This window comes from Gordonia sp. CNJ-863 (assembly GCF_001942325.1).
GTDB classification, from domain to species: Bacteria; Actinomycetota; Actinomycetes; order Mycobacteriales; family Mycobacteriaceae; genus Gordonia; species Gordonia alkanivorans.
Genome location: NZ_MKKG01000077.1, coordinates 171752 through 193244 on the forward strand (window position 1 = coordinate 171752; position 21493 = coordinate 193244).

23 protein-coding genes and 4 pseudogenes are annotated in these 21493 nt (G+C 66.4%); 20 read left to right on the forward strand and 7 right to left on the reverse strand.

Annotation, left to right across the window (positions count from 1 at the left end):
- Positions 1 to 46: 46 nt before the first annotated feature.
- From BJF87_RS23500 to BJF87_RS23515, 4 genes and pseudogenes are all read right to left on the reverse strand, one after another.
- Positions 47 to 1675 (reverse strand): NCS1 family nucleobase:cation symporter-1, encoded by a 1629-nt coding sequence (locus BJF87_RS23500; RefSeq protein WP_075864010.1) that lies wholly within the window; start codon positions 1673 to 1675, stop codon positions 47 to 49.
- Positions 1676 to 1833: 158 nt separating this feature from the next.
- Positions 1834 to 2525: pseudogene (locus BJF87_RS23505) on the reverse strand (GntR family transcriptional regulator).
- An 8-nt stretch (positions 2526 to 2533) separates the two neighbouring features.
- On the reverse strand, positions 2534 to 4447 hold the full coding sequence (locus BJF87_RS23510; protein ID WP_075864011.1) for a prolyl oligopeptidase family serine peptidase: 1914 nt from the start codon (positions 4445 to 4447) through the stop codon (positions 2534 to 2536).
- The gene (locus BJF87_RS23515) at positions 4444 to 6243 is read right to left on the reverse strand and encodes an N-acetylglutaminylglutamine amidotransferase (RefSeq protein WP_035753573.1); all 1800 of its coding nucleotides are present in this window, start codon (positions 6241 to 6243) and stop codon (positions 4444 to 4446) included. The genes BJF87_RS23510 and BJF87_RS23515 overlap by 4 nt, the downstream gene beginning before the upstream one ends.
- A 251-nt stretch (positions 6244 to 6494) precedes the next feature.
- Between BJF87_RS23515 and BJF87_RS23520 the strand changes: the two genes are divergently transcribed.
- The 4 genes from BJF87_RS23520 to BJF87_RS23535 all read left to right on the forward strand — a co-directional run bounded on the left by BJF87_RS23520 (position 6495) and on the right by BJF87_RS23535 (position 9739).
- Positions 6495 to 7760 (forward strand): hypothetical protein, encoded by a 1266-nt coding sequence (locus BJF87_RS23520; RefSeq protein ID WP_139319579.1) that lies wholly within the window; start codon positions 6495 to 6497, stop codon positions 7758 to 7760.
- Positions 7761 to 7874: 114 nt separating this feature from the next.
- Positions 7875 to 8204, forward strand: coding sequence for a hypothetical protein (locus BJF87_RS23525; RefSeq protein ID WP_139319580.1), 330 nt, complete (start codon positions 7875 to 7877; stop codon positions 8202 to 8204).
- Between the two features lie 3 nt (positions 8205 to 8207).
- On the forward strand, positions 8208 to 9464 hold the full coding sequence (locus BJF87_RS23530; RefSeq protein WP_075864012.1) for a hypothetical protein: 1257 nt from the start codon (positions 8208 to 8210) through the stop codon (positions 9462 to 9464).
- On the forward strand, positions 9461 to 9739 hold the full coding sequence (locus tag BJF87_RS23535; protein WP_035753582.1) for a hypothetical protein: 279 nt from the start codon (positions 9461 to 9463) through the stop codon (positions 9737 to 9739). Before BJF87_RS23530 ends, BJF87_RS23535 begins: the two co-directional genes overlap by 4 nt.
- Here BJF87_RS23535 and BJF87_RS23540 read toward each other — a convergent pair.
- Complete coding sequence (locus tag BJF87_RS23540; protein WP_075864013.1) at positions 9732 to 10208, reverse strand: hotdog fold domain-containing protein; 477 nt, start codon at positions 10206 to 10208, stop codon at positions 9732 to 9734. The two genes, BJF87_RS23535 and BJF87_RS23540, sit on opposite strands and share 8 nt — an antisense overlap.
- Positions 10209 to 10613: 405 nt before the next feature.
- Between BJF87_RS23540 and rpsJ the strand changes: the two genes are divergently transcribed.
- The 16 genes and pseudogenes from rpsJ to BJF87_RS23615 all read left to right on the forward strand — a co-directional run bounded on the left by rpsJ (position 10614) and on the right by BJF87_RS23615 (position 20799).
- Complete coding sequence (rpsJ, locus tag BJF87_RS23545) at positions 10614 to 10919, forward strand: 30S ribosomal protein S10 (protein ID WP_003938093.1); 306 nt, start codon at positions 10614 to 10616, stop codon at positions 10917 to 10919.
- Positions 10920 to 10938: 19 nt separating this feature from the next.
- A pseudogene (gene rplC, locus BJF87_RS23550) lies at positions 10939 to 11594 on the forward strand (50S ribosomal protein L3).
- The gene (gene rplD / locus BJF87_RS23555; RefSeq protein ID WP_035753588.1) at positions 11594 to 12283 is read left to right on the forward strand and encodes a 50S ribosomal protein L4; all 690 of its coding nucleotides are present in this window, start codon (positions 11594 to 11596) and stop codon (positions 12281 to 12283) included. Before rplC ends, rplD begins: the two are co-directional and overlap by 1 nt.
- A 1-nt stretch (position 12284) precedes the next feature.
- Positions 12285 to 12590, forward strand: a complete 306-nt coding sequence (rplW, locus tag BJF87_RS23560) for a 50S ribosomal protein L23 (RefSeq protein ID WP_005194638.1) — start codon at positions 12285 to 12287, stop codon at positions 12588 to 12590.
- A 30-nt stretch (positions 12591 to 12620) separates the two neighbouring features.
- Positions 12621 to 13457 carry a 50S ribosomal protein L2 gene (gene rplB, locus BJF87_RS23565; protein WP_035753589.1) on the forward strand — a complete coding sequence of 279 codons (837 nt, stop codon included), beginning with the start codon at positions 12621 to 12623 and terminating at the stop codon, positions 13455 to 13457.
- A gap of 17 nt (positions 13458 to 13474) precedes the next feature.
- Positions 13475 to 13756 carry a 30S ribosomal protein S19 gene (rpsS, locus tag BJF87_RS23570; protein ID WP_004020551.1) on the forward strand — a complete coding sequence of 94 codons (282 nt, stop codon included), beginning with the start codon at positions 13475 to 13477 and terminating at the stop codon, positions 13754 to 13756.
- On the forward strand, positions 13756 to 14166 hold the full coding sequence (gene rplV, locus BJF87_RS23575; protein ID WP_005194644.1) for a 50S ribosomal protein L22: 411 nt from the start codon (positions 13756 to 13758) through the stop codon (positions 14164 to 14166). Before rpsS ends, rplV begins: the two co-directional genes overlap by 1 nt.
- Positions 14167 to 14168: 2 nt before the next feature.
- A pseudogene (gene rpsC / locus BJF87_RS23580) lies at positions 14169 to 14974 on the forward strand (30S ribosomal protein S3).
- A 3-nt stretch (positions 14975 to 14977) separates the two neighbouring features.
- On the forward strand, positions 14978 to 15394 hold the full coding sequence (rplP, locus tag BJF87_RS23585) for a 50S ribosomal protein L16 (protein ID WP_004020548.1): 417 nt from the start codon (positions 14978 to 14980) through the stop codon (positions 15392 to 15394).
- Positions 15394 to 15627, forward strand: a complete 234-nt coding sequence (gene rpmC, locus BJF87_RS23590; RefSeq protein ID WP_005194647.1) for a 50S ribosomal protein L29 — start codon at positions 15394 to 15396, stop codon at positions 15625 to 15627. Before rplP ends, rpmC begins: the two co-directional genes overlap by 1 nt.
- Positions 15624 to 15914: a 30S ribosomal protein S17 gene (gene rpsQ / locus BJF87_RS23595; RefSeq protein ID WP_006360249.1), complete on the forward strand. Its 291-nt coding sequence runs from the start codon at positions 15624 to 15626 to the stop codon at positions 15912 to 15914. The genes rpmC and rpsQ overlap by 4 nt, the downstream gene beginning before the upstream one ends.
- 149 nt (positions 15915 to 16063) lie before the next feature.
- A complete protein-coding gene (locus tag BJF87_RS23600; protein WP_075864014.1) occupies positions 16064 to 17311 on the forward strand; it encodes a sensor histidine kinase in 1248 nt (415 codons plus the stop codon).
- Positions 17308 to 17829, forward strand: a complete 522-nt coding sequence (locus tag BJF87_RS27030) for a hypothetical protein (protein WP_262339129.1) — start codon at positions 17308 to 17310, stop codon at positions 17827 to 17829. Before BJF87_RS23600 ends, BJF87_RS27030 begins: the two co-directional genes overlap by 4 nt.
- A gap of 2 nt (positions 17830 to 17831) precedes the next feature.
- Positions 17832 to 18410, forward strand: a complete 579-nt coding sequence (locus BJF87_RS27035; protein ID WP_262339130.1) for a hypothetical protein — start codon at positions 17832 to 17834, stop codon at positions 18408 to 18410.
- 41 nt (positions 18411 to 18451) lie between these two features.
- Complete coding sequence (locus BJF87_RS23610; protein WP_230461830.1) at positions 18452 to 19657, forward strand: sensor histidine kinase; 1206 nt, start codon at positions 18452 to 18454, stop codon at positions 19655 to 19657.
- Positions 19654 to 20799, forward strand: a complete 1146-nt coding sequence (locus BJF87_RS23615) for a hypothetical protein (RefSeq protein WP_075864016.1) — start codon at positions 19654 to 19656, stop codon at positions 20797 to 20799. Before BJF87_RS23610 ends, BJF87_RS23615 begins: the two co-directional genes overlap by 4 nt.
- A gap of 10 nt (positions 20800 to 20809) precedes the next feature.
- Here the strand turns inward: BJF87_RS23615 and BJF87_RS23620 are convergent, their stop codons facing one another.
- A complete protein-coding gene (locus BJF87_RS23620) occupies positions 20810 to 21196 on the reverse strand; it encodes a GNAT family N-acetyltransferase (RefSeq protein WP_075864017.1) in 387 nt (128 codons plus the stop codon).
- A gap of 4 nt (positions 21197 to 21200) precedes the next feature.
- Positions 21201 to 21338, reverse strand: a pseudogene (locus BJF87_RS27040) (phosphoribosyltransferase); the annotation flags it as partial.
- Between the last annotated feature and the right edge of the window lie 155 nt (positions 21339 to 21493).

Consider the following 21493-nt stretch of genomic DNA (forward strand, 5'->3'; position numbering starts at 1 on the left):
CGCCGACTTCCTCCCGGGAGGTGTCAGGGTGATGACGTTCGTCGCATCAGTTGCCCGGTGCCTCTTCGGCGGTGACCCCGGCGACCGCCGGCTCCGGGGCCGGGTAGCCCACGGGTTCACCCGTGGCGTCGACCGCGATGTCGGTGGTGGTGTGAGCGGTGAGTGCCGCACCGTAGATCAGATGGGTGGGAACGACTTTCATGCCCAGCCAGTAGACCGCCAGGCCGAGGCCGGCGCCGATGAACCAGGTGAAGCTGGCCTGGTAGGCGGTGCCGAAGATGACGACACAGATCGGCAGGATGGAGGCGACGATGGTCGACGCGACCGCCACCGGATTCCATCCGTTGCGGTACCAGTAAGCGCCTTCCGGCTTCATGGTGAACAGGTCGTCGACGACGATCTTCTGCTTCTTGACCAGGTAGAAATCGGCGATCAGGATGCCGAACAGCGGACCGATCACGGCGCCGAGCGTGTCCATCGTGTAATGGATCGCGGTCGGGTTGTTGAAGAGGTTCCACGGGGTGATCAGGACCGAGCCGACCGCGGCGATCATGCCGCCGGTTCGCCAGCTGATCCTGGTGGGGGCCACATTCGAGAAGTCGAAGGCGGGGGACACGAAGTTGGCGACGATGTTGATGCCGATCGTGGCGATGGCGAAGGTCAGCACACCGAGCACCGCGGCGGTGGTGTTGTCGATCCTGTCGACGATGTGGACCGGGTCGGTGATGATGTTGCCGTCCGCGTCCTTGCCGATGACCGTCACCGCCGCCGAGACCGTGCACACGACGAGCAGCGAGAAGAACAGGAAGTTGACCGGCAGGCCCCAGAAGTTGCCCTTCTTGACCTCGCCGAAACTCTTTCCGTAACGGGAGAAGTCGCCGAAGTTGAGCATCGGGCCGGAGAAGTAGGAGACCACGAGCGCGAACGCGCTGATCATCATCGTGATCGACGACCATCCGGTGAGGCCGTCGCCGACCGAGAGGTCGAGGCTCACGTTGCTCCAGCCCGCCTTGACGATCAGATAGCCGGCGAGCGCGATCATCACGACATAGACAGCGGGACCGCAGAAGTCGATGAACTTGCGGATGGTGTCCATGCCGTTCCAGAAGACGAAGGCCTGCAGGACCCACATCAGGAGGAAACCGGCCCAGCCGAGCAGCGACAGTCCCAGGAAGCCGTGCTGGTCGACGTCACCCCACGGTTCGAGGCCCGGCCAGAACTTCAGCGCGAGCAATCCGAATGCGACCGAGGCGAGATAGGTCTGGATGCCGTACCAGACGACCGCGATCGCGCCGCGGATGATCGCCGGGATGTTGGCGCCCTTGACACCGAAGGACACCCGCGTCGTCACCGGGTACGGGACCCCCGCGATCTGAGACGGTTTGGCGACGAGGTTGCAGAGGATGTTGACGGCGACGATGCCCACCAGCAGGGCGACGAGGACCTGCCACGCGGCGATCCCCAGCGCGAAGAGGCTGCCGGCGAAGACGTAGCCGCCGACGCTGTGCACGTCGGACATCCAGAACGCGAAGATGTTGTACCAGGTCCACTTCTGTTCCTTCAGCGGTGCGAGATCGGTGTTGGTGAGTCGTTCGTCGTAGCTTGCCTTGATGACGCTCTCGCCCGCGGCGCCGTGATGCGACTGGGCCGCCTCGGCAGGGGTCGGTGTGGACATGTGTTCTCCCGGTTCGTCTCTCAGCGTGGAAACCCGCTCTCAGGTGCGGAAATGCTGATGGGACAAAAGTAGGAACGGTTTGTTACCTGACGATGAACGCGCAAGTATATTCCGCTGGGCACATCGACGGGTGCCCGATTCGACGGTCCTGGGACGGGTCAATCGTGGCGGACGTCGAGGAGATCGGCCGCTTCGACGATCGCGCTCTCGAGTCGCTGGTGGTGCCGGCGTGCGACCTCGAGAACCGCCGGGGTGTCGCGGTCGGCGAAGGCATCGAGGAGGTCTTCGTGGTCGGTGTTGAGTGCGGCCTGGGTCTCTGAGGTCACCGCCCGCATCATCTGGAAGGGTTCGGTGAGGTTCCAGGTCGCCTCGAACATGTTGAGCAGTCGCGGCATCGCGCACGGGGTGGTGAGGGCGCGGTGGAACTCGCGGGACACATCGTGGAATGCCTTGCCGTCGTTGTACTTCACCGCGACGAGGAGTCGGCGTGACGGTCCCGGGCGATCTGCAGTGCGGACTCGTCGATGAGCTCGACCGATCGGGTGAGAGCGGCCTGTTCGAGGGTTCCACGGACGAAGTAGATCTCGCGGAGCTCGTCGGTGGACGGCTGGCTGACGTGGTACCCGGCGTTGGGTCGATGGACGACGAGACCCTCACCGACAAGGGTCTTCAGCGCTTCGCGCACGGGTATCGGACTGACCTGGAAGGCGTCGGCGATCTCGGCGGGCGGGATCTGTGTTCCCGGAGGTGCACCACCGGACAGGATGAGCCGACGGAGTTCCTCGAGTATGTTGGCGCGCTCGTTGCCGGTGCGGGTGTCCGCGAGCTGCGCGATCAACCGGTCGGTCATCCGCCGGTTCACCGCATCACCCCGGGCCGCGTCGGATACTTGGCGATCCACTCGGCGACGGCCTCGGTCAGTCGATGCTGATTGCTGCGCTTGACGATCTCGTGGCCCTCGTCGTCGAACATCAGCATCTCGGCGACTGCACCACGTGCCTGCAGCTCGGCGACGATCTGCTGTGACTCGCTGACCGGGACGTTCGTGTCGTGCGCGCCGTGTACGACGAGCAGGGGTGCGCGCACGTCGTCGATGCGGTGGATGGGGGAGAGGTCGGCGAGTAGCTCGCGATCCGATTCGGGGTGCCCGTATTTGGTGTAGGCGGCGACGGCGATCCACGGTTCGGTGTTGCGGAAGAACGACTCGAGGTCACTCATGCCGCAGATGGCGATACCGGCCGCGAACAGGTCGGGGTGGAAGGTCAGGCAGGCCAGGGTCAGGTAGCCCCCGTAGGAGCGGCCCGAGCAGTACACCGCGTCCGGATCGGCGATCCCCAGGCGGCACAGCAGTTCCGCGCAGTCCGCGGCGTCGTCGATGCCGGCATACCGGCCGTAGCGATCGTCTGCGTGGGAGAAGAGTCGGCCGTAACCCGACGAGCCACGGACGTTGGGGGCGAAGACCGTGATCCCGGCATCGACGAGCGGGCCGAAGAGGAACTGGTAGTCAGGTCGGGTTTGTCCCTCGGGGCCGCCGTGGAAGTAGAGCAGCGTCGGGCCGGGTCGCTCGTCGCGGGTCTTCTTCGCGGCCCGATACAGAAAACCCGACAGCGGCATGCCATCCCGTGCGAAGAACTCCACGAGCTCGGGGCGGAGAAGACTCGATGGACCCTCACCGGTGACGACGTCGTCCCGCACCGGCGTCACCCTCCGGTTCGCGACGTCGATCAGGTGGACGAGCGGAGAGTGCTGCGGGCTCGACACCGTCACCGACACCACCGATCCCGCCGCACTGATCGACAGGTCATGGGCAACCTCGCCGGGGAGATCGATCGGCGGGTGCAGCGTCTGGTCGGGCAGCGTCAGGATCTGCAACTGGCTGCGGCCCTTCATATTCCACAAGAGGGCGACGGTGGACTGGTCGTGGCTGACGGCGAACTCGTCGAGCCCGATGTCGACGCGTTGCGCCATCACCCGGAACCGCACGCCGAACTTGCTGACCTCGACGCCGAGGAGCCGAGGGAACTTCGCGTCGAAGTCGCTGCGCACCAACGCCTGGACGCTGTCGAGGTCGCGGATGGGCTCGTTGGGTGCGTGGACGAAGACCAGTGACGCGTGGTCGAAACCCTGGTCGAGCACATAACCCTGATCGGTGACGGCGCCGGGATCCTGGGGGAGCAGCGGCGTCATGGTGATCTCGTCGTCCGGCGCGTCGGGACGGCGTCGGATCAGGAGCATGTCGTGATAGCCCCGCGGGCCGACCCGGACGAGGGTCGCACCCTTCCAGGAGTCGATCAGTTCGCTGCCGACGCGCAGGTCGAGGGTACGGGTGGTCTGGGTTCCAGGGTGGACGCGCAACGCATGCGTGGTGCCGTCGTGGTCGATCGCGGTGAGCAGGACCCAATCGGTGTCCCAGCCGACGAGGCGGACGGTCCCGTAGGACCGGCCGTCCGGGCGGGTGGCCGCGATCCGGTGCGCGGTGTCGTCGTCGGGGTCGGTGGTGACCACCCAGACCTGGTGGTGCTCACCGCCGCTCGGTGCGATCTCGACGGCCAGCCAGCGGCTGTCGGTGGAGTGCACGATCTTTCGGACCGGGCCGGTGGACCGCAGCTTCACCCAGCGCAGGTCGCCGACCCCGTCCCGGGACAGGGATCGTTGCGCCGCACGGGGGTACCCGTTGCCGTCGTCGACGATGTAGGCGAACGCACTCCCGTCCGGTGAGAGGGAGGCTCCGTAGGTCTTCCAACCGCGGTCGTCGAAACGCAGAGCGGTCACCGTCGGGCGTTCGCTTCCATCGTCTGGAGCCACATCTCGAGGAGCGCGACCTGCCAGAGTTCGTTCCCGTCGAGGCGCGTGCGGATGCCGTTGGGGTCGCCGAAGAGCTTGTCGAGCGCCTCGGGCCGGTAGAGGCCGCGGTCGACGGCGGACTGCGACCGGAGGGTGTCGTTGACGAGGTCGAGGACCCCGCCGGTCAGGTGGCGGATGCCGGGCACCGGGAAGTAGCCCTTGGTGCGGTCGATCACCGCCGACGGCAGGAGCGCCCGGCTCGCCTCCTTGAGAACACCCTTGCCTCCGTGCGCGAGTTTGAGTTCGGCCGGGCAGGTGGCGGCGAGTTCGACGAACTCGTGGTCGAGGAAGGGCACTCGGGCCTCGAGACCCCACGCCATCGTCATCGTGTCGACGCGCTTGACCGGGTCATCGACGAGCATGACGGTGGTGTCGAGCCGCAGCGCCGCGTCGACCGAGGTGTCGGCGCCCGGAGCCGACTGGTGTGCTTGGGCGAAGGCGAAACTGGGGTCGTAGCCGGACTCGAGGAGGTACTCGTCGGCGAGGATGCTGCGGATGTCGGCGTCGTCGCGGTCGAAGAAGACGTTCGCGTAGGCGCGGGTCGTGTCCTGGCGCGGCACACCGCGCAGCGGCGGATACCAGCTGTAGCCGCCCAGGATCTCGTCGGCGCCCTGCCCGGACTGGACCACCTTGATGGACTTGCTGACCTCCTGCGACAGGAGATAGAAGGCCACGCAGTCGTGACTGACCATCGGCTCGCCCATCGCGGCGACGGTGTCGGGGATCGCGGGCAGCAACCGGTCGGTACCGATGTGGATCTTGTGATGATCCGTCGCGAAAGTGTCGGCGATCAGGTCGGAGTAGGCGTACTCGTCGCCGGATTCGCCTGCCGCCGAGTCGAATCCGATGCTGAAGGTGGCCAGGTCGGTCTGTCCCTGCTCGGCGAGCAGAGCCACGACGAGCGACGAGTCGACGCCGCCGGACAGGAGCACGCCGACCGGGACGTCGGCGACCATGCGGCGCTTCACCGAGGTGCGTAGGGAGTCCAGGAGCTCGGCATGCCATCGCTGCTCGTCCCAGTCGGCGCGATCGGGGTGGGCCTCGAAGCTCGGCTCCCAGTACTTCCGTTCGGTGCGTCGACCATCGGGATGGACGACCATGACGGTGGCCGGGGGCAGCTTGCGGATGCCGTTGTAGATGGTGTGCGGGGCCGGGACCACCGCGTGGAAGCTGAAATAGTGATGCAGCGCAACACGATCGATCGAGGTGTCCACGTCACCGGCACGGAGGAGTGCCTGTACCGATGATGCGAACCGTAGACGTCCCGGGGTGTCGGCGAGATAGAGCGGCTTGATCCCGAGGCGGTCGCGGCCGAGGGTCACCACGCCGGTGTCGGTGTCGACGATCGCGAAGGCGAACATACCGATGAAGTGGTCCACGCAGTCGGGACCCCAGGCGTGGAAGGCCTTGAGGATCACCTCGCTGTCGGCGTGGGAGAAGAAGGAGTAACCCTTCGCCTCGAGTTCGGCCCGCAGCTCGTGATGGTTGTAGATGCAACCGTTGAAGACGAGCGCCAGTCCCAGGACCGGGTCGATCATCGGTTGGCTGCCCTTCTCGGACAGGTCGATGATCTTCAGGCGCCGATGTCCGAGAGCGACAGACCCTTTCGCGAAGACGCCGCTCCCGTCGGGCCCGCGGCGCGTCATCTCGCAGGTCATCGCGTCGACTGTCGAGACGTCGGGCACGCTACCGTCGAAACGGATCTCGCCGCAGATTCCGCACATGATCTCTGTCCTCCTGCTCGGTGGCGCCTGTCGGTCGGTTCCCCGTCGATACCGTCCCTCTTCGATACTGCCGCACTCCAGGGCCGGGCCCCGGGGTTCTTGCCCCGCTCCGGCAGGAGTGGCGTCGACGGCGGGACCTTCTCCACCCTATGAGCATCGTCGCCGGGAGGCAGGCCGAGACGATATCGCGGGATCGGCCCGGCACGCAGGTGAGCTGTGGCTACGATCGCCGCGAGGCGGAGGGAGAAAACATGTTCACACAGGTCAAGCATCGTGTCGGAGCCATCGTCGGCTTCATCGTCGGTGCGGTGCTCGCGGCGGTGGCCGGCGTGGTGCCTGCCCCGGCATCGGCGGCCCCGCAGGGGTATGCGCCGGGTCCGGGATGCGCGTGGCAGTTGATGTCGAACAGCACTGACCTCAATGTCGCCTTCCCCGACGCCAACGCGACCTACTGGATACTGCCGTATGCGCTCGGCCCGGGGGATTCGATCCGCCTGTCGGGGACCTTCCCGGCTGCCCGGTACTTCTCGCTCAACACCTACGGCACCGATCTCGACACGGTCGACACGCTGCGTGACAACCAGATCCGGTCTGATGCGGGCAGCATCAACCCCTTCGCTGCGCCGGTCCGCATGCCGCCGCCGTCCAAGCGCACATGGCGCGCGACTGTCGTGCCCGGCGCCGCCGACCACTCGCGCAACGAGATTCGCGGGCTCCCCGCCGGTGGGCAGAACGTGCCGGTCGGCTTCCTCATCGTCCGGATCTACGTCCCCGACGATCCGAAATCCCCGAATGGCGGCGTCACCCTGCCGAACGTGACCTTCTCGATCGCCGGGCAGTCCGTCCCTGTCGCGCCGTGCGCGCAGCCGTTCAACCCGCGGAACTACAACGGACCGATCGCGCAGGCGCTCACCAGGGTGTTCGACGATGCGATCGGCAACGCCGCATCGGGGTCGTTCCCCGGCGACGCCGCCGAGGGCACCTTCGTCAATCCAGCGAGCACCTCGGGTCTGTTCCCCAACGGTGACAACAAGTACATCGGCTCGCTGCTCACCTACCGACCCGGCCGCGTCGCGGTGATCCGCGGCAAGGCGCCGAGCTTCCCGAACAGCCGTGCGGGGCAGTCGCCGGCCACCCCGGGCGAACAGCTCCGATACTGGTCGATGTGCCAGAACGACAAGGTGACGCCCTACCCGGTCGTCGCCTGCGCGGCCGACTACGCGACCCGGATCGACGCCGACGGCTATTACACCTATGTGGTCGCGGCGCCGTCGGACCTGACCGCACAGGTGGCCGGCTCCGACCTCACCGTCATCCCGTGGGGCAGCACGTCGGTGTCGAAGGTGGTGTTCCTCCGCAACATGCTGCCGTCGGCGGGCTTCTATCCGAACAGCGTGCAGGCGTCGCAGGCGACCAAGTCCGACCCGGCGTCGACGATGGGTCCTTACTATCCGCGCGCGACCTACTGCGCGGCGGAGACGGTGCGCACCGCCGGATGGCAGGCCTGCTACCGCTGACTACTTGGGGGGGGCGACCCTGGCAATGAACCCTGCGCCGCTCGCACGTTGGACCCGACCGGGTTGTGGATGGCCACGTCGACGTGGCTCAGGGGGCGGATATGCTTCCCACTCGTGACACAGGGGGACAGAGCAAAGAATGTTGCGGTCGATCTCGGGGAGCTCGCAGCGGCGGCACAGTTGACCGGGGTCTGGACCGAAGACTGCGCTGACCGGTTCAGTACCGCCGGCAGACGGATGAACGACAGTCTCAGCGGCTGGGCCGGTACTTCAGGTGCAGCGATGGAAAAGATCACGACCCGCTGGGTTGAAGCCAATCGCCGGCTCGTCGAGCACGTGGGAACCCTCTCAGGCGGACTGCAACTCGCGCACTACGAACTATCGTCCGCTGATCGCGAAAGTGCCGACCGGATCGAGCGCCCCAAACTGCTGAACCTGAACTGACACGTGGTCACTGTTCCAGACATCGACAGGTGGGATGCAGAGCAGGTTCGCGAGGTGTTCCGTCAGACGGAAGCGAACATCCAGAACTGCGACACAATGGTCACACGGTTCGCGAATCTGGCGGTCTTCGAAACCTGGTCCGGGGATTCCGCGGACGCCGCGGGTTCCCGTGTGGCGACGGCGGTGAAGGACTTCACGAACTTCCGCAACGAATCCGCTCTTATAGGTATGGCCGCTCGTCAGGCTGCGGAGTCCATCGATGAAGTCAAGCGACGATTGGAAGCAGTTCGCGAAGGAGCGCGGCAACTGGGACTGACCGTCACCGAGGCGGGGACGATCGACGGACCCACCCCGTCGCCTTCGGACACCACTTTTCCGCTCTTCGAAGTGCTGGCGTTCCTCTCGATGAAGGAAGATCTGCAGGAGCAGCTCTCCCAGCTACTCGCCGACGCCGCTCAAGTCGATCAGGACCTGGCAGCCGTCATCGAGGCAGCAGATGGCGACTTGCCCGTCACCGACGTCGATCCGATCACGGGAACCAGCAGTATCTCGAGGCGAGCCAATCAGACAAAGGTGTTCGAAGACCGGTTCGATCGGCCTCCATCGACGCCGAGCGAGTGGAAGCTTGCGGAAGCCATGGACCCGAACACCTACGATCCTCGGTACAAGGGAACGGACTCTGCCGTCGTCGTGAAGTCGATAGACAAGGTTCCGGGCGGAGGTCTCGTGCGTGTGAACGCATTCATCCCACGTGACAACGTCCACAACATCCCGCACGACAACGCCGGCGACAGCAGGGGATTCGATGGGAGCGCGGGCGCTGAGGACTGCAGGGTATCCATCTACATCGACTACGACAATGGCGTTGTCGTGATGCGTCAGAACCCGTCGGTCGAAATACCGTCTGGGGCTGTGAAGGTCGGTAGCCCCACCCTCGGTGTGGCGCAGGATGGAGAGCGCGTGCAGGTGACCTTCGAAGCGAAGGATCCGTTCATGCCCTTCTACGACCAGGAAGTAGGAAAGTGGGCTTCGAGCACGGTCGGGGCCAGCGTGCGAGGAACCTTGGTCGCAGAGCCATACGACGGTATGGAGCCAAGATTGGAAGGCCAGCTCACCAACTACCCAGCCTGGGAGGTCTACGCCGACTCCGACTCCGGAGTTCCGACGCAGGTCTACGGACACATGCCGGACCCGACCGACCCGTGGGGACCCCTGAGGCACCTGCCGGGGCACCACGACGTGAAGGTAGGCGGCAATTGATCGGACGATGGTTCCGCCCGTACTCGCTCAGGCTCGCGGTCATCTGCCTGCCGCTGAGTTACTTGGTCTTCGTTGCGGCCTTCTGGGGATGGACCTACTGTGCCGCCGCCGAGACCGCCACGACGAGCGCCGCCGATGGGCTGGTTGTTGTCTCTGCCTGGTACGGCATGTCCTTCTACGTCTGGGCGCCGCTGCTGTGGTTCCTCGTCTCGTTGGTGGGGGTCCTGATCGGGCAGTTGCGAGCGCGGAGACGTCGAGCGGAAGCCGTTACCTAGGCGTCACCCAGGTGGTGATGTCGCAGTGGACCACCTCGACGCCCTTGGTGTCGGTGATGCTGACCGACACCGTGACGTCCGTGCCCTCGGTGAGGGTGGCGAAGTCGACCGGCTCGGCCAGGCGGGCCTCGGCGATGAGTCGGGTGGTGGCCTTAGCCAAGTACTGAGTCTCCATCGCCTTCGGGATCCAGCGGTGCGACGTCGGGGTCGTCGCCTCCATCAGCACGCCCATCGCGGCCTCGGCCAGGTTGCACGCGGCAATCGCGTGGAAGGTGCCGATGTGGTTGTGGACCCCGAACCAGTTGGGGGCGGTGACCTTGGCGAAACCCGGCTCCATCTCCTGGACCAGAGGGAAGACGGTCCCGAAGTAAGGGGCCTTGGCGACCAGGCCCACCGAGAACAGGACGTTCCCGAGAGTGTTGTCGGGAAGCTTCTTGCGCAGGGCGTAGGTGGAACCGATAGCAGCCATGCGCGTATCTTACTCACGAGTCAGTTGAGCGGTCCGGGGGTGTGACGAGGTCGGATTTGAATCGGCACCCGTCTCTGTTGCATACTTGTCGGGTTGCCTTGACCGGCAGACGCACGTCGCACTCTGTGCCGACACCGCCGATGTGGTCAGGTGAATGACTCCCAGGCCCGGTTTACGGGGACTGGCGTGTAACGCGTGCTCCGAATCAGGTTCACGGACTCGACACGCCCGACCGCGGGTGCCGGAGCAAACCGGTTCGTTCCAGAGACGAGCCAACGTACAACGACAGATGAACAGCGTCGATTGCCGAATCTCACACGGCGGTCATGTGCTCAGCCGGCGAGAGCCTGCCCCTGGTCACGCGGTGTTTGTCTGTCCAGAACAACTGACGGAAGAGGACACAGCGTGGCGGGACAGAAGATCCGCATCAGGCTCAAGGCCTACGACCACGAGGCGATCGACGCTTCGGCGCGCAAGATCGTGGAGACCGTGACCCGTACGGGTGCACGTGTCGTTGGCCCGGTGCCGTTGCCCACCGAGAAGAACGTGTACTGCGTCATCCGTTCGCCGCATAAGTACAAGGACAGCCGCGAACATTTCGAGATGCGTACCCACAAGCGACTCATCGACATCCTCGACCCGACCCCGAAGACGGTCGACGCGCTCATGCGCATCGACCTGCCGGCCAGTGTCGACGTCAACATCCAGTAGGACGGGGGCGAGATAAATCATGAGCAACCAGAGTTCATCCAAGGGCATCCTGGGCACCAAGCTCGGCATGACCCAGGTTTCGACGAGAACAACCGCGTCGTTCCGGTCACGGTCATCCAGGCCGGCCCGAACGTGATCACCCAGCTCCGTACGCAGGATCGTGACGGCTACACCGCCGTCCAGATCGCCTACGGCGCCATCGATCCCCGCAAGGTGACCAAGCCGGTCGCCGGCCAGTACGAGAAGGCCGGGGTCACCCCGCGCCGCCACCTGGCCGAGATCCGCGTCAACGACGTCAGCGAGTTCGAGATCGGTCAGGAACTGACCGCCGAGATCTTCGCCGACGGCGCGCTGGTCGACGTCACCGGCACCTCGAAGGGCAAGGGTTTCGCCGGCGTCATGAAGCGCCACGGCTTCGCCGGTCTGGGCGCCAGCCACGGCGCTCACCGCGTGCACCGCGCACCGGGCTCGATCGGTGGCTGCGCCACCCCGGGTCGCGTGTTCAAGGGCATGCGGATGGCCGGTCGTATGGGTAACGACAAGGTGACCACGCAGAACCTCACCGTCCACAAGGTGGACGCCGAGGCCGGCCTGCTGCTGATCAAGGGAGCGATCCCGGGTCGCAAGGGCGGCATCGTGGTGGTCCGCGACGCAGTGAAGGGTGGTGCGAAGTAGTGAGCACCGAGACCACGACCAAGTTGACGCTGGACGTCAAGACCGCCGACGGCAAGACCAACGGAACCGTTGACCTGCCGGCCGCGCTGTTCGACGCTCCCGCAAACATCGCGCTGATGCACCAGGTCGTCGTGGCCCAGCAGGCCGCGGCTCGCCAGGGCACGCACTCCACCAAGACCCGCGGCGAAGTCCGCGGCGGTGGCGCCAAGCCGTACCGCCAGAAGGGCACCGGCCGTGCGCGTCAGGGTTCGACCCGTGCACCGCAGTTCACCGGTGGTGGCACCGTCCACGGCCCGCAGCCGCGTGACTACAGCCAGCGCACCCCCAAGAAGATGAAGGCCGCCGCCCTGCGCGGTGCCCTGAGCGATCGCGCTCGCAACGAGCGCATCCACGTGATCACCGAACTGGTTGCGGGGCAGGCCCCCTCGACCAAGTCGGCTCGCGATTTCCTGGAGAGCCTCTCCGATCGTCGCAAGTTCCTGGTCGTTCTCGGCCGTGAGGACCTGACGGCGTGGAAGAGCGTGGCGAACCTGGAGAACGTGCTCCCGATCGCGCCCGATCAGCTCAACACCTACGACGTCCTGGATTCGGACGAGGTGGTGTTCAGCGTCGAGACGCTCAATGCCTTCATCGAGCAGAACACGGCGGATGCCAAGGCTGCCGTCGAGAAGACAGCAGAGGAGGCCTGACATGACGACCGTTGCCGATCCGCGCGACATCATCCTGGCGCCCGTGATCTCCGAGAAGTCCTACGGACTCATGGAGGACAACGTGTACACCTTCCTGGTGCACCCGGAGTCCAACAAGACCGAGATCAAGATCGCGATCGAGAAGATCTTCGGTGTGAAGGTTGCCAGCGTCAACACGGCGAACCGACAGGGCAAGCGCAAGCGGACCCGCTCCGGCTACGGCCAGCGCAAGTCGACCAAGCGCGCCATCGTGTCGCTGACCGCAGACAGCAAGCCCATCGAGATCTTCGGAGGCTCGGTCAGCTGACCGGGGCTCCCAGAGAAGGACTAGATACTCATGGCTATTCGTAAGTACAAGCCGACGACCCCGGGTCGTCGTGGGGCCAGCGGCTCCGACTTCGCCGAGGTCACCCGTGACCATCCGGAGAAGTCGCTGGTGCGTCCGCTGCACGGGCGCGGTGGCCGTAACGCTCACGGCCGCATCACCACTCGTCACAAGGGTGGCGGCCACAAGCGTGCCTACCGTCTGATCGACTTCCGTCGTAACGACAAGGACGGCATCAACGCCAAGGTCGCTCACATCGAGTACGACCCCAACCGCACCGCGCGCATCGCGCTGCTGCACTACGTCGACGGCGAGAAGCGCTACATCATCGCGCCGAAGAACCTGAAGCAGGGCGACATCGTCGAGAGCGGTCCGGCCGCCGACATCAAGCCCGGCAACAACCTGCCGCTGCGCAACATCCCGACCGGTACCCAGGTCCACGCCGTGGAGCTGCGCCCGGGCGGTGGCGCCAAGATGGCACGTAGCGCCGGCGCGTCGATCCAGCTGCTCGGCAAGGAAGGCACCTACGCCACGCTGCGTATGCCTTCCGGCGAGATCCGTCGTGTCGACGTGCGCTGCCGCGCAACCGTCGGCGAGGTGGGCAACGCCGAGCAGAGCAACATCAACTGGGGCAAGGCCGGCCGTATGCGCTGGAAGGGCAAGCGCCCGACCGTCCGCGGTGTCGTCATGAACCCGGTTGACCACCCGCATGGTGGTGGTGAGGGCAAGACCTCCGGTGGTCGCCACCCGGTCTCGCCGTGGGGTAAGCCCGAGGGCCGCACCCGCAAGAACAAGGCCAGCGACAAGCTGATCGTCCGTCGCCGTCGCACCGGCAAGAACAAGCGATAACAGGAGGAGGTAAGAGAATGCCACGCAGCCTCAAGAAGGGCCCGTTCGTCGACGACCACCTCCTGAAGAAGGTGGACGTTCAGAACGAAAAGGGAACCAAGCAGGTCATCAAGACCTGGTCCCGCCGTTCGACCATCATTCCCGACTTCATCGGCCACACCTTTGCCGTCCATGACGGACGCAAGCACGTGCCGGTGTTCATCTCGGACTCGATGGTCGGTCACAAGCTGGGCGAGTTCGCCCCCACCCGCACCTTCAAGGGTCACATCAAGGATGACCGGAAAGCGAAGCGCCGCTGATGACTACGCAGACCGATAATCCGACCGCCAAGGCCACCGCGAAGTTCGTGCGCGTCACGCCGATGAAGGCCCGCCGCGTGCTGGACCTCATCCGCGGCAAGAACGTGGACGAGGCCCTCGACATCCTGCGGTTCGCCCCGCAGTCGGCGTCCGAGCCCGTGTACAAGGTGCTGGCCAGCGCTGTCGCCAACGCAGAGAACAACCTGGATCTGGATCGCCGGACCCTGGTCGTCGCCACCGCGTTCGCCGACGAGGGCCCGACCCTCAAGCGCTTCCAGCCGCGTGCCCAGGGCCGCGCATTCCGTATCCGCAAGCGCACCAGCCACATCACCGTGGTCGTGGAGAGCCTGCCGGAGAAGGCAGCCGGCGGCCGTGGCCGTTCGCGTCAGCCGAAGAAGAAGGGAGCCTAGTAGTGGGCCAGAAAATCAACCCGCACGGCTTCCGTCTGGGCATCACCACCGACTGGAAGTCGCGGTGGTACGCCGACAAGCAGTACGCGACTACGTCAAGGAAGATGTCGCGATCCGCAAGCTCCTCTCGACGGGGCTCGAGCGCGCCGGCATCGCGAAGGTGGAGATCGAGCGCACCCGTGACCGGGTTCGCGTCGACATCCACACCGCGCGTCCGGGCATCGTCATCGGTCGCCGTGGCGCCGAGGCCGATCGCATCCGCGGCGACCTGGAGAAGCTGACCGGTAAGCAGGTCCAGCTGAACATCCTCGAGGTCAAGAACGCAGAGTCCGAGGCCCAGCTGGTGGCCCAGGGCGTCGCCGAGCAGCTGAGCAACCGTGTGGCGTTCCGCCGCGCGATGCGCAAGGCGATCCAGTCGGCGATGCGTCAGCCGAACGTGAAGGGCATCCGGGTCCAGTGCTCGGGTCGTCTGGGCGGCGCTGAGATGAGCCGCAGTGAGTTCTACCGCGAGGGTCGCGTGCCGCTGCACACGCTGCGCGCCGACATCGACTACGGACTCTACGAAGCCAAGACCACCTTCGGCCGGATCGGCGTGAAGGTGTGGATCTACAAGGGCGACATCGTCGGTGGACGCCGCGAGCTGGCTGCGGCCGCTCCGGCAGCCGAGGATCGCCGTCCGCGCCGGCCCAGCCGGCCCCGGCGTAGCGGTGCCTCGGGCACCACTGCGACGAGCACCGACGCCGCTCGCGCGGCCGAGGCCGCTCCCGCCGAGGCCACTGCTGGTGCGGCTGAGAAGCAGGAGGGCTAGGCCATGTTGATCCCACGTCGGGTCAAGCACCGCAAGCAGCATCACCCCAGCCTCAAGGGGCAGGCCAAGGGCGGCACCAAGGTGACGTTCGGCGATTACGGCATCCAGGCTCTGGAAGGCGCGTACATCACCAACCGTCAGATCGAGTCCGCTCGTATCGCGATCAACCGGCACATCAAGCGTGGCGGCAAGGTCTGGATCAACATCTTCCCGGACCGCCCGCTCACCAAGAAGCCGGCCGAAACCCGCATGGGTTCGGGTAAGGGTTCGCCCGAGTGGTGGGTCGCCCCGGTCAAGCCGGGTCGCGTGCTGTTCGAGATGACCTACCCGAATGAGGAGATCGCTCGCGAGGCCCTGCGCCGCGCACAGCACAAGCTCCCCATCAAGACCCGGATCGTGACACGAGAGGAGCAGTTCTGATGTCTCTCGGAGTTGCTGCGAACGAGCTGCGCGAGCTCAACGACGCCGATCTGGTCGACCGCCTGAAGGAGTCGAAGGAAGAGCTCTTCAACCTTCGTTTCCAGATGGCCACCGGCCAGCTCGACAACAACCGCCGTCTGCGCACCGTGCGTCGCGAGATCGCACGTATCTACACCGTCATGCGTGAGCGTGAGCTGGGCCTGGCGTCGGGACCGGAAGGTGAAGACGCATGAGTGAGGACCAGAAAGTGACCGAAACCCAGGCTGCCGAGCGTAACCGCCGCAAGGAGCGGATCGGCTACGTGGTCAGCGACAAGATGCAGAAGACCATCGTGGTCGAGCTGGAAGATCGTAAGAGCCACCCGCTCTACAAGAAGATCATCCGGACCACGAGCAAGGTCAAGGCACACGACGAGAACGGCGATGCCGGCGTCGGTGACCGCGTGCGGATCATGGAGACCCGCCCGCTGTCGGCGACCAAGCACTGGCGTCTGGTCGAGGTGCTGGAGAAGGCCAAGTAAGCCGACTCCCAGCGAGATCTACACCCGAACGGCCCGTTCCCCTCTCGAGGGGGACGGGCCGTTCGTCGTGGTAGGGGGTGCGCACGCGGGTTCCTGTTGGTCCCACCGATGGATTGACCGCGTCACCGGCGGATGTGAGGGTTGACCTGATGGCCGCGACCGATGCATCTCTGACCGACACCCCGATGGACCATCCGGCGTGGATGCGTCGGGTGTTCGAATCCGACTCGGCCGAGCCGGATCTCGACCGTGTCCGACGCGTCGGTGCCCGCTTCCTCGGACTCGGTTTCATCGGCTACCCGCTCGTCTCGATCACCCAGATCGTCGCGGCCGCTCCGCTGACGGCCCCGTGGTGGCCGCCGGTGAGCATCCTCCTGTCTGTCGGACCGGGAATCCTGCTGATCCTGGCCAGTTTCCGACCGGGTACGGCGTGGCTGGGACCGCTGGCGCTGACCACGTGGGGCGGTTATCTCCTCGGCGTCGCCCTCTGGTTCGTGGCCTGGAACGGCACGTCGCTGGCGGATCCGGGAGATTCCGCGCAGTGGATGATCGCGTTCTGCGGGATGCCGAGCATGGTGCTGATGCTCATCCACACCCGACTGGGGCTGATCAGTCTGGCGGTGTCTTCACTCGTCGCCAACATCTCCCAGCAACTCGGACGCTTCGGTGCCGTCAACGCTGATCTGGCGATGGAGATCGTCTGGTCGTTCGTGTTCACCGGCGTGTTCCTCTCTGTCGTGCTGGTGGCGATCCGAACCGGTCGCATGTTGGACGAGACGCGAGAGGCCACGTATCGCGCGGCCGCAAATGCTGCGGCGACGTCGGCGCGCGACGTCGAACAGGCTCGTATCGACGCCATCGTCCACGACCGGGTGATCGCATCGCTGCTCGCGGTCGAACCGGGCCGGCCCGACGCCCGGCTCGCCGCGCAGGCGCGCTCTGCGCTCGAAGAGCTGGCCCGGGTGCCCACGCCGTCGGAGCCGGTCGCCGGGTCGGCGCGGGACGCGATCCGGCGCATGCGCTCTGCGGCAGCCGACATCTCGGAGCGGTTCGACGTCGAGGTCGTGATGGACGAGACCGACGACGGACTGATCGTGTACCCGGCCGAGGTCGTCGACGCGGTCGTCGAAGCGATGTCGGAGGCCCTGCGAAACGCGCTTCGTCACGCGGGTCCGGACGCCGACTGTGCCGCAATCGTGCACATCGCGCCCGACTCGTTGAGCATGGCGGTCGTCGACAACGGCACCGGTTTCGACCCCGGCTCCGTGGCGCCCGGCCGGCTGGGGATCGTGGTGAGTATCCGCGGTCGCCTGGCACGTATTCCGGGCGGCCGGGCACATGTGAGCAGCCGGCCCGGCAGGGGCACCACCGTGTCGATCACCTGGGAGCGGCCGTGACGTGCGACCGCGACCCGGCCGCGCGCGCGGCCGACCGAGGAGCGGTCGTCAACGCCTTCGGGATCGGTTCTCGGCCATTGCGGGTGATGATGGCGGTGTTCGCGGCCAGCTACGTGATGTTGACGGTCAGCGCCAATTTCTCCGAATCCCTCGCGACGTGGCAGTGGGTTGGGCTCACCGCAGGATTCGTCCTGTTCCTCGTCGCCGGTGTCGCTCTGCTCGATGCCCCGGGCGATCCGTTGCCGACTCCGATCACCGTCGTCGTTGCGACACTCGCGGTCGCCGCGGTCGCCGCGACGTTGTTCTCGTTGCCGTTCCCGGTGACCGAGGCGATTCAGTCCGGACCGCCGATGGGCGCATCGGTGATCGTCCTCGCCCTCCTCGCGGTTCGCGGCCGACCGCTCGCGGCGTGGCTCGCGAGCGCGGCGATCACAGTCGTCGCCGCGGTGTGGGGACAGGTCTGCGGGGTCGGGTCCGAGTACGGCGTGTCGATCACACTTCCCGCTACGCCATCATGATCATGGGTTCGCTGTTCTCACTGATGCTGCGCCCGATGGCGCGGCAGATCTACGCCCTGCGCGCGGCGAATGAACGGCAGGTCGCACTAGACGCCGCAGCAGCCGCGGCGGCCGAGGTACGGGACCGGCGACTGGCGGCACTCGATGAACGAGCCCGCCCGATCCTCACCTGGATCGCCGAGGGGCGGCGATTCAGTGCCGACGAGGTGGCCGTCGCCCGCCTCATCGAGGCCCAGCTCAGAGACGGCATCCGGGCGTCCGGTCTGGACGTGCCAGAGGTGCGGGACGCGGCCTGGCGTGCGCGGCAGCGCGGCGTCAGGGTGGTACTCCTCGACGACGGCGGCCTGTCCGTCCTCGCCGAGGAGGAAGCCGCCCTCGCGCGAGAGCGTCTCGGTGCGGCGATCGCCGAGTTGCTCGCGGACGCCGAGAGCGGCCGCGTGACCGTGCGCATTCACCCCCCGGGACGGGAAACCCTGGCGTCGGTGGGGGTCGACACCGATGATCGGGTGGCGTTGGTCGGGTTCACGATCGTTGACATTCGCGATCCTTCCCCACTGCGGGACAAACGGTTCGCGCGATGACGGGGGTCGACGCGCGGCGTGGGTCAGGCGGGACGGACCTTATGGCGGAGTTGATCGATCGCCTCCGCCGAGACCTCGGTCGCGGTATCCGAGAGGACGCATCGGATCTCGACCGGCAGAAGAGGATCGGCTGCCGGTTCGTCGGTTCCGGGTTGCTCGCGTTCTGTGCCGTGATGTTCCCGGTGGCGATCGCCCGGGCAGATCTCGCGGCCGCGTGGTGGACGCCGGTGAGTCTGGTGCTGGTCGTCCTGCCGGCGACCTTGTTGGTGGCTTCCACCTTCCTGACCGTCCCGCGGGCTTTGTTGACACTCGTGTGTGCCTGCGCCCTGGGCTATCTCGTCGCGACGCTGCTGTGGTTCCCGGCCTGGCTCGGTGAACCGGACGAGGAGGCCCGCTGGGCGGTGTGGTTGTTCCAGTTCCCCTCGGTGTCGAGCTTCGGGCTGGTCGTCATGCTCCGCACCGGCATGGCGGTGACGAATCTCGTCGTTGCGACCTTCGCCGTTCACGTGGCGAATCAGATCGCCCGCTACGGTGAGCTCCGGCCGGCTGAACTGTTGAGTGTGCCGCTGTCGGCGGCGCTCGCCGGGGTGTTCCTGGCGGTGGCCGTGTCCGCGGTACGAAACGTCCGTGCCCTCGATGAGCGGCATCCCGCCGTCCTGGCGATGACCGCCCGCGCCGCGGCGAACGCGGCGCAGGAGGCGGAGCGCTCCCGGTTCGACGCGCTAATCCACGATCACGTGATCGCCACCCTCCTGGCGGTGCGCCGGGGGCCGCCGGATCCGCGCCTCGCGGCGCAGGCGGTGTCGGCGCTCGCGGAACTGGACCGCAGCACCGTGCCGCCGTCGGAGTTCACCGCCGCGACGTTCTCCTCCCGTACTGAGGACGCTGTCGTCGCGATGAGCGACCGCGCGTCGTGTACACACGTGATCGCCTCACCCGCGGCGAGCTATCCGGCGCAGGTGGTAGCGGACATGGTCGACTGCGTGGCCGAGGCGACCCGGAACTGGATGCGCCACGGGGGCGCCGGTTCGCGCTGCGAGGTCGCCGCCGAATTCAGGGACGGCTTCGCCCGAGTGTCCGTGGCCGACAACGGGGTGGGCTTCGACCCGGCTCTCGTCGATCCGCGGCGATTCGGCATCGCAGTCGGCATCCGGGCACGGATGGCCGGTCTGCCGGGCGGCAGTGCGGAGATCGACAGCGCGCCTGGAGAGGGCACGGTCGTGACGGTCGAGTGGAGGCGCCCATGACCTCGCAACCGCCGCCGGAGGACCCGATGGACCTCGATACGACGACCCTGAACCTGTTCGGACTCGGTTCGCCGCTGTTAATCAGGGCACTCGTCATCTTCGCGAGCATCTACGTGGTCGCGGTCATCGGCGCGGGTCGGGAGATCCGATCGGCCGCGACGTGGGTCGCGCTGGCGGCGGGTTTCGTCATGTTCGTGTCAGCCGCATCGATGCTCATGCGATACGGCAGGTCGACTCTGCCCAGGCGCACCGCCTTGGCGGTGACGACGCTCACGGTGGCCGGACTCACGACGTCGTTTTGGAGCCTGCCGCTCGACACGTACCTCACGGTGCAGACATCACCCATGACCTCGGCGATGACCATCATCCTGGCGATGGTGGTGCTGTACCGTCGGCCGCTGTTCGCCTGGGTGGGGGCGCTCAGCGCGACCGGACTGGCAGCGGTCGGCGGGCATCTGACCGGCATCGGCTACGCGGTCGGGGCCGGCAACACCATGTTCTGCTATCCGGTCCTGGTGCTGGCGACGCTGTTCGGGCTGATGGCCATCCCGATGCCCGACCGCCTCCGCAGCCTCCGGGAACAGGCGTTCGCGCAGGCTGCGGAGGAGGCCGCGACGACGGCGTCGGCCTCTGAACGTCGACAACAGCTCAAACGACTCGACGCCGGCGCCCGTCCGATCCTGGAGCGGATCGCCGCCGGACACGAGTTCGGCTCAGAGGAGGCGCTCGAGGTGCGGCTGACGGAGGCTCACCTCCGCGACACCATCCGTGCACCCGGGTGGGATGCGCCGGAGGTGGGGGAGTCGGTGCGGGCGGTACGCCGACGCGGCGTCTCCGTGCGGTTGCTCGACGACGGTGGCCTCGACGACCACACATCGGACGACCTCGACGACGAACATTCGCCGGGAAGCCTGGCCCGTCGGATGCTCGTCAACGAGTTGACCGCCGTCGAGGCGACGATGGCGGTTCAGGGCAGCGTGACCGCCCGTATCCTGCCGTCGGGCCGCGAGGTGGTCGCCTCGATCGTCGTCGATGTGGGCTCGCACATGCGCAGGTCGGAAATACTTCGGAACGGCGGTGTCGCCGTCGATGCCACCCCGGTCGGTGACGTGGACACGACGGGGCCCGTCACTCCGGCGTGAGCGTGATCCCTCAGGGTTGCTGACGTCGGAGCCAACCGAGAACATCGGGTGTCACCGGCCGCGTGGCGTCGGTGTACTCCGGATGCTTCCCGAGGAACGCCGCCACCAGCGGGCACACCCCGACGATGGTCAACCCGCGTGACCGGGTGTCGTCGAGCGCCTGGCGGACCAGGATCGTCGCCAGCCCGCGGCCGCCGAACTCCTCGGCGACCTCGGTGTGGAAGAAGACCCGCTCGGTGCCTGTCTCGGGATCGGTGCGGTCGCGGTACTCGGCGAAACCGGCGACGACGCCGTCCGGCGTCCCGTCGATGGTGATCTCATAGCGCCGGCCCGGTGCGTTGTCGCGAACCGTGGTCTGCGCGCCCGTCTTGTCGGCGGTCTGCTCGTGTTGTGTCACGGACTCACCCTCCCACGATCGGGCCCTGGACGGACCACGGGAAGTTGATCCACTTGTCGGTCGTCCGCCACGTGTAGTCGGGGGCCGTGATGGTGTGCGGCTTCTTGTAGAGCACCGCGTCGCGAACTTCGGCGACCCGCCCATACCCTACCGCGGAATGGAAGTGAGGCTTGTCACACAATATCGACCGCTTCGGGTTCGTATGGTTCGGGCGGGGGCGTTCGCGGATCGGCCGAAACCCGCGGTAACTCGTACCGAGCATGATTCGCGTTGTGTACCACGTAATGAAAAGAGACT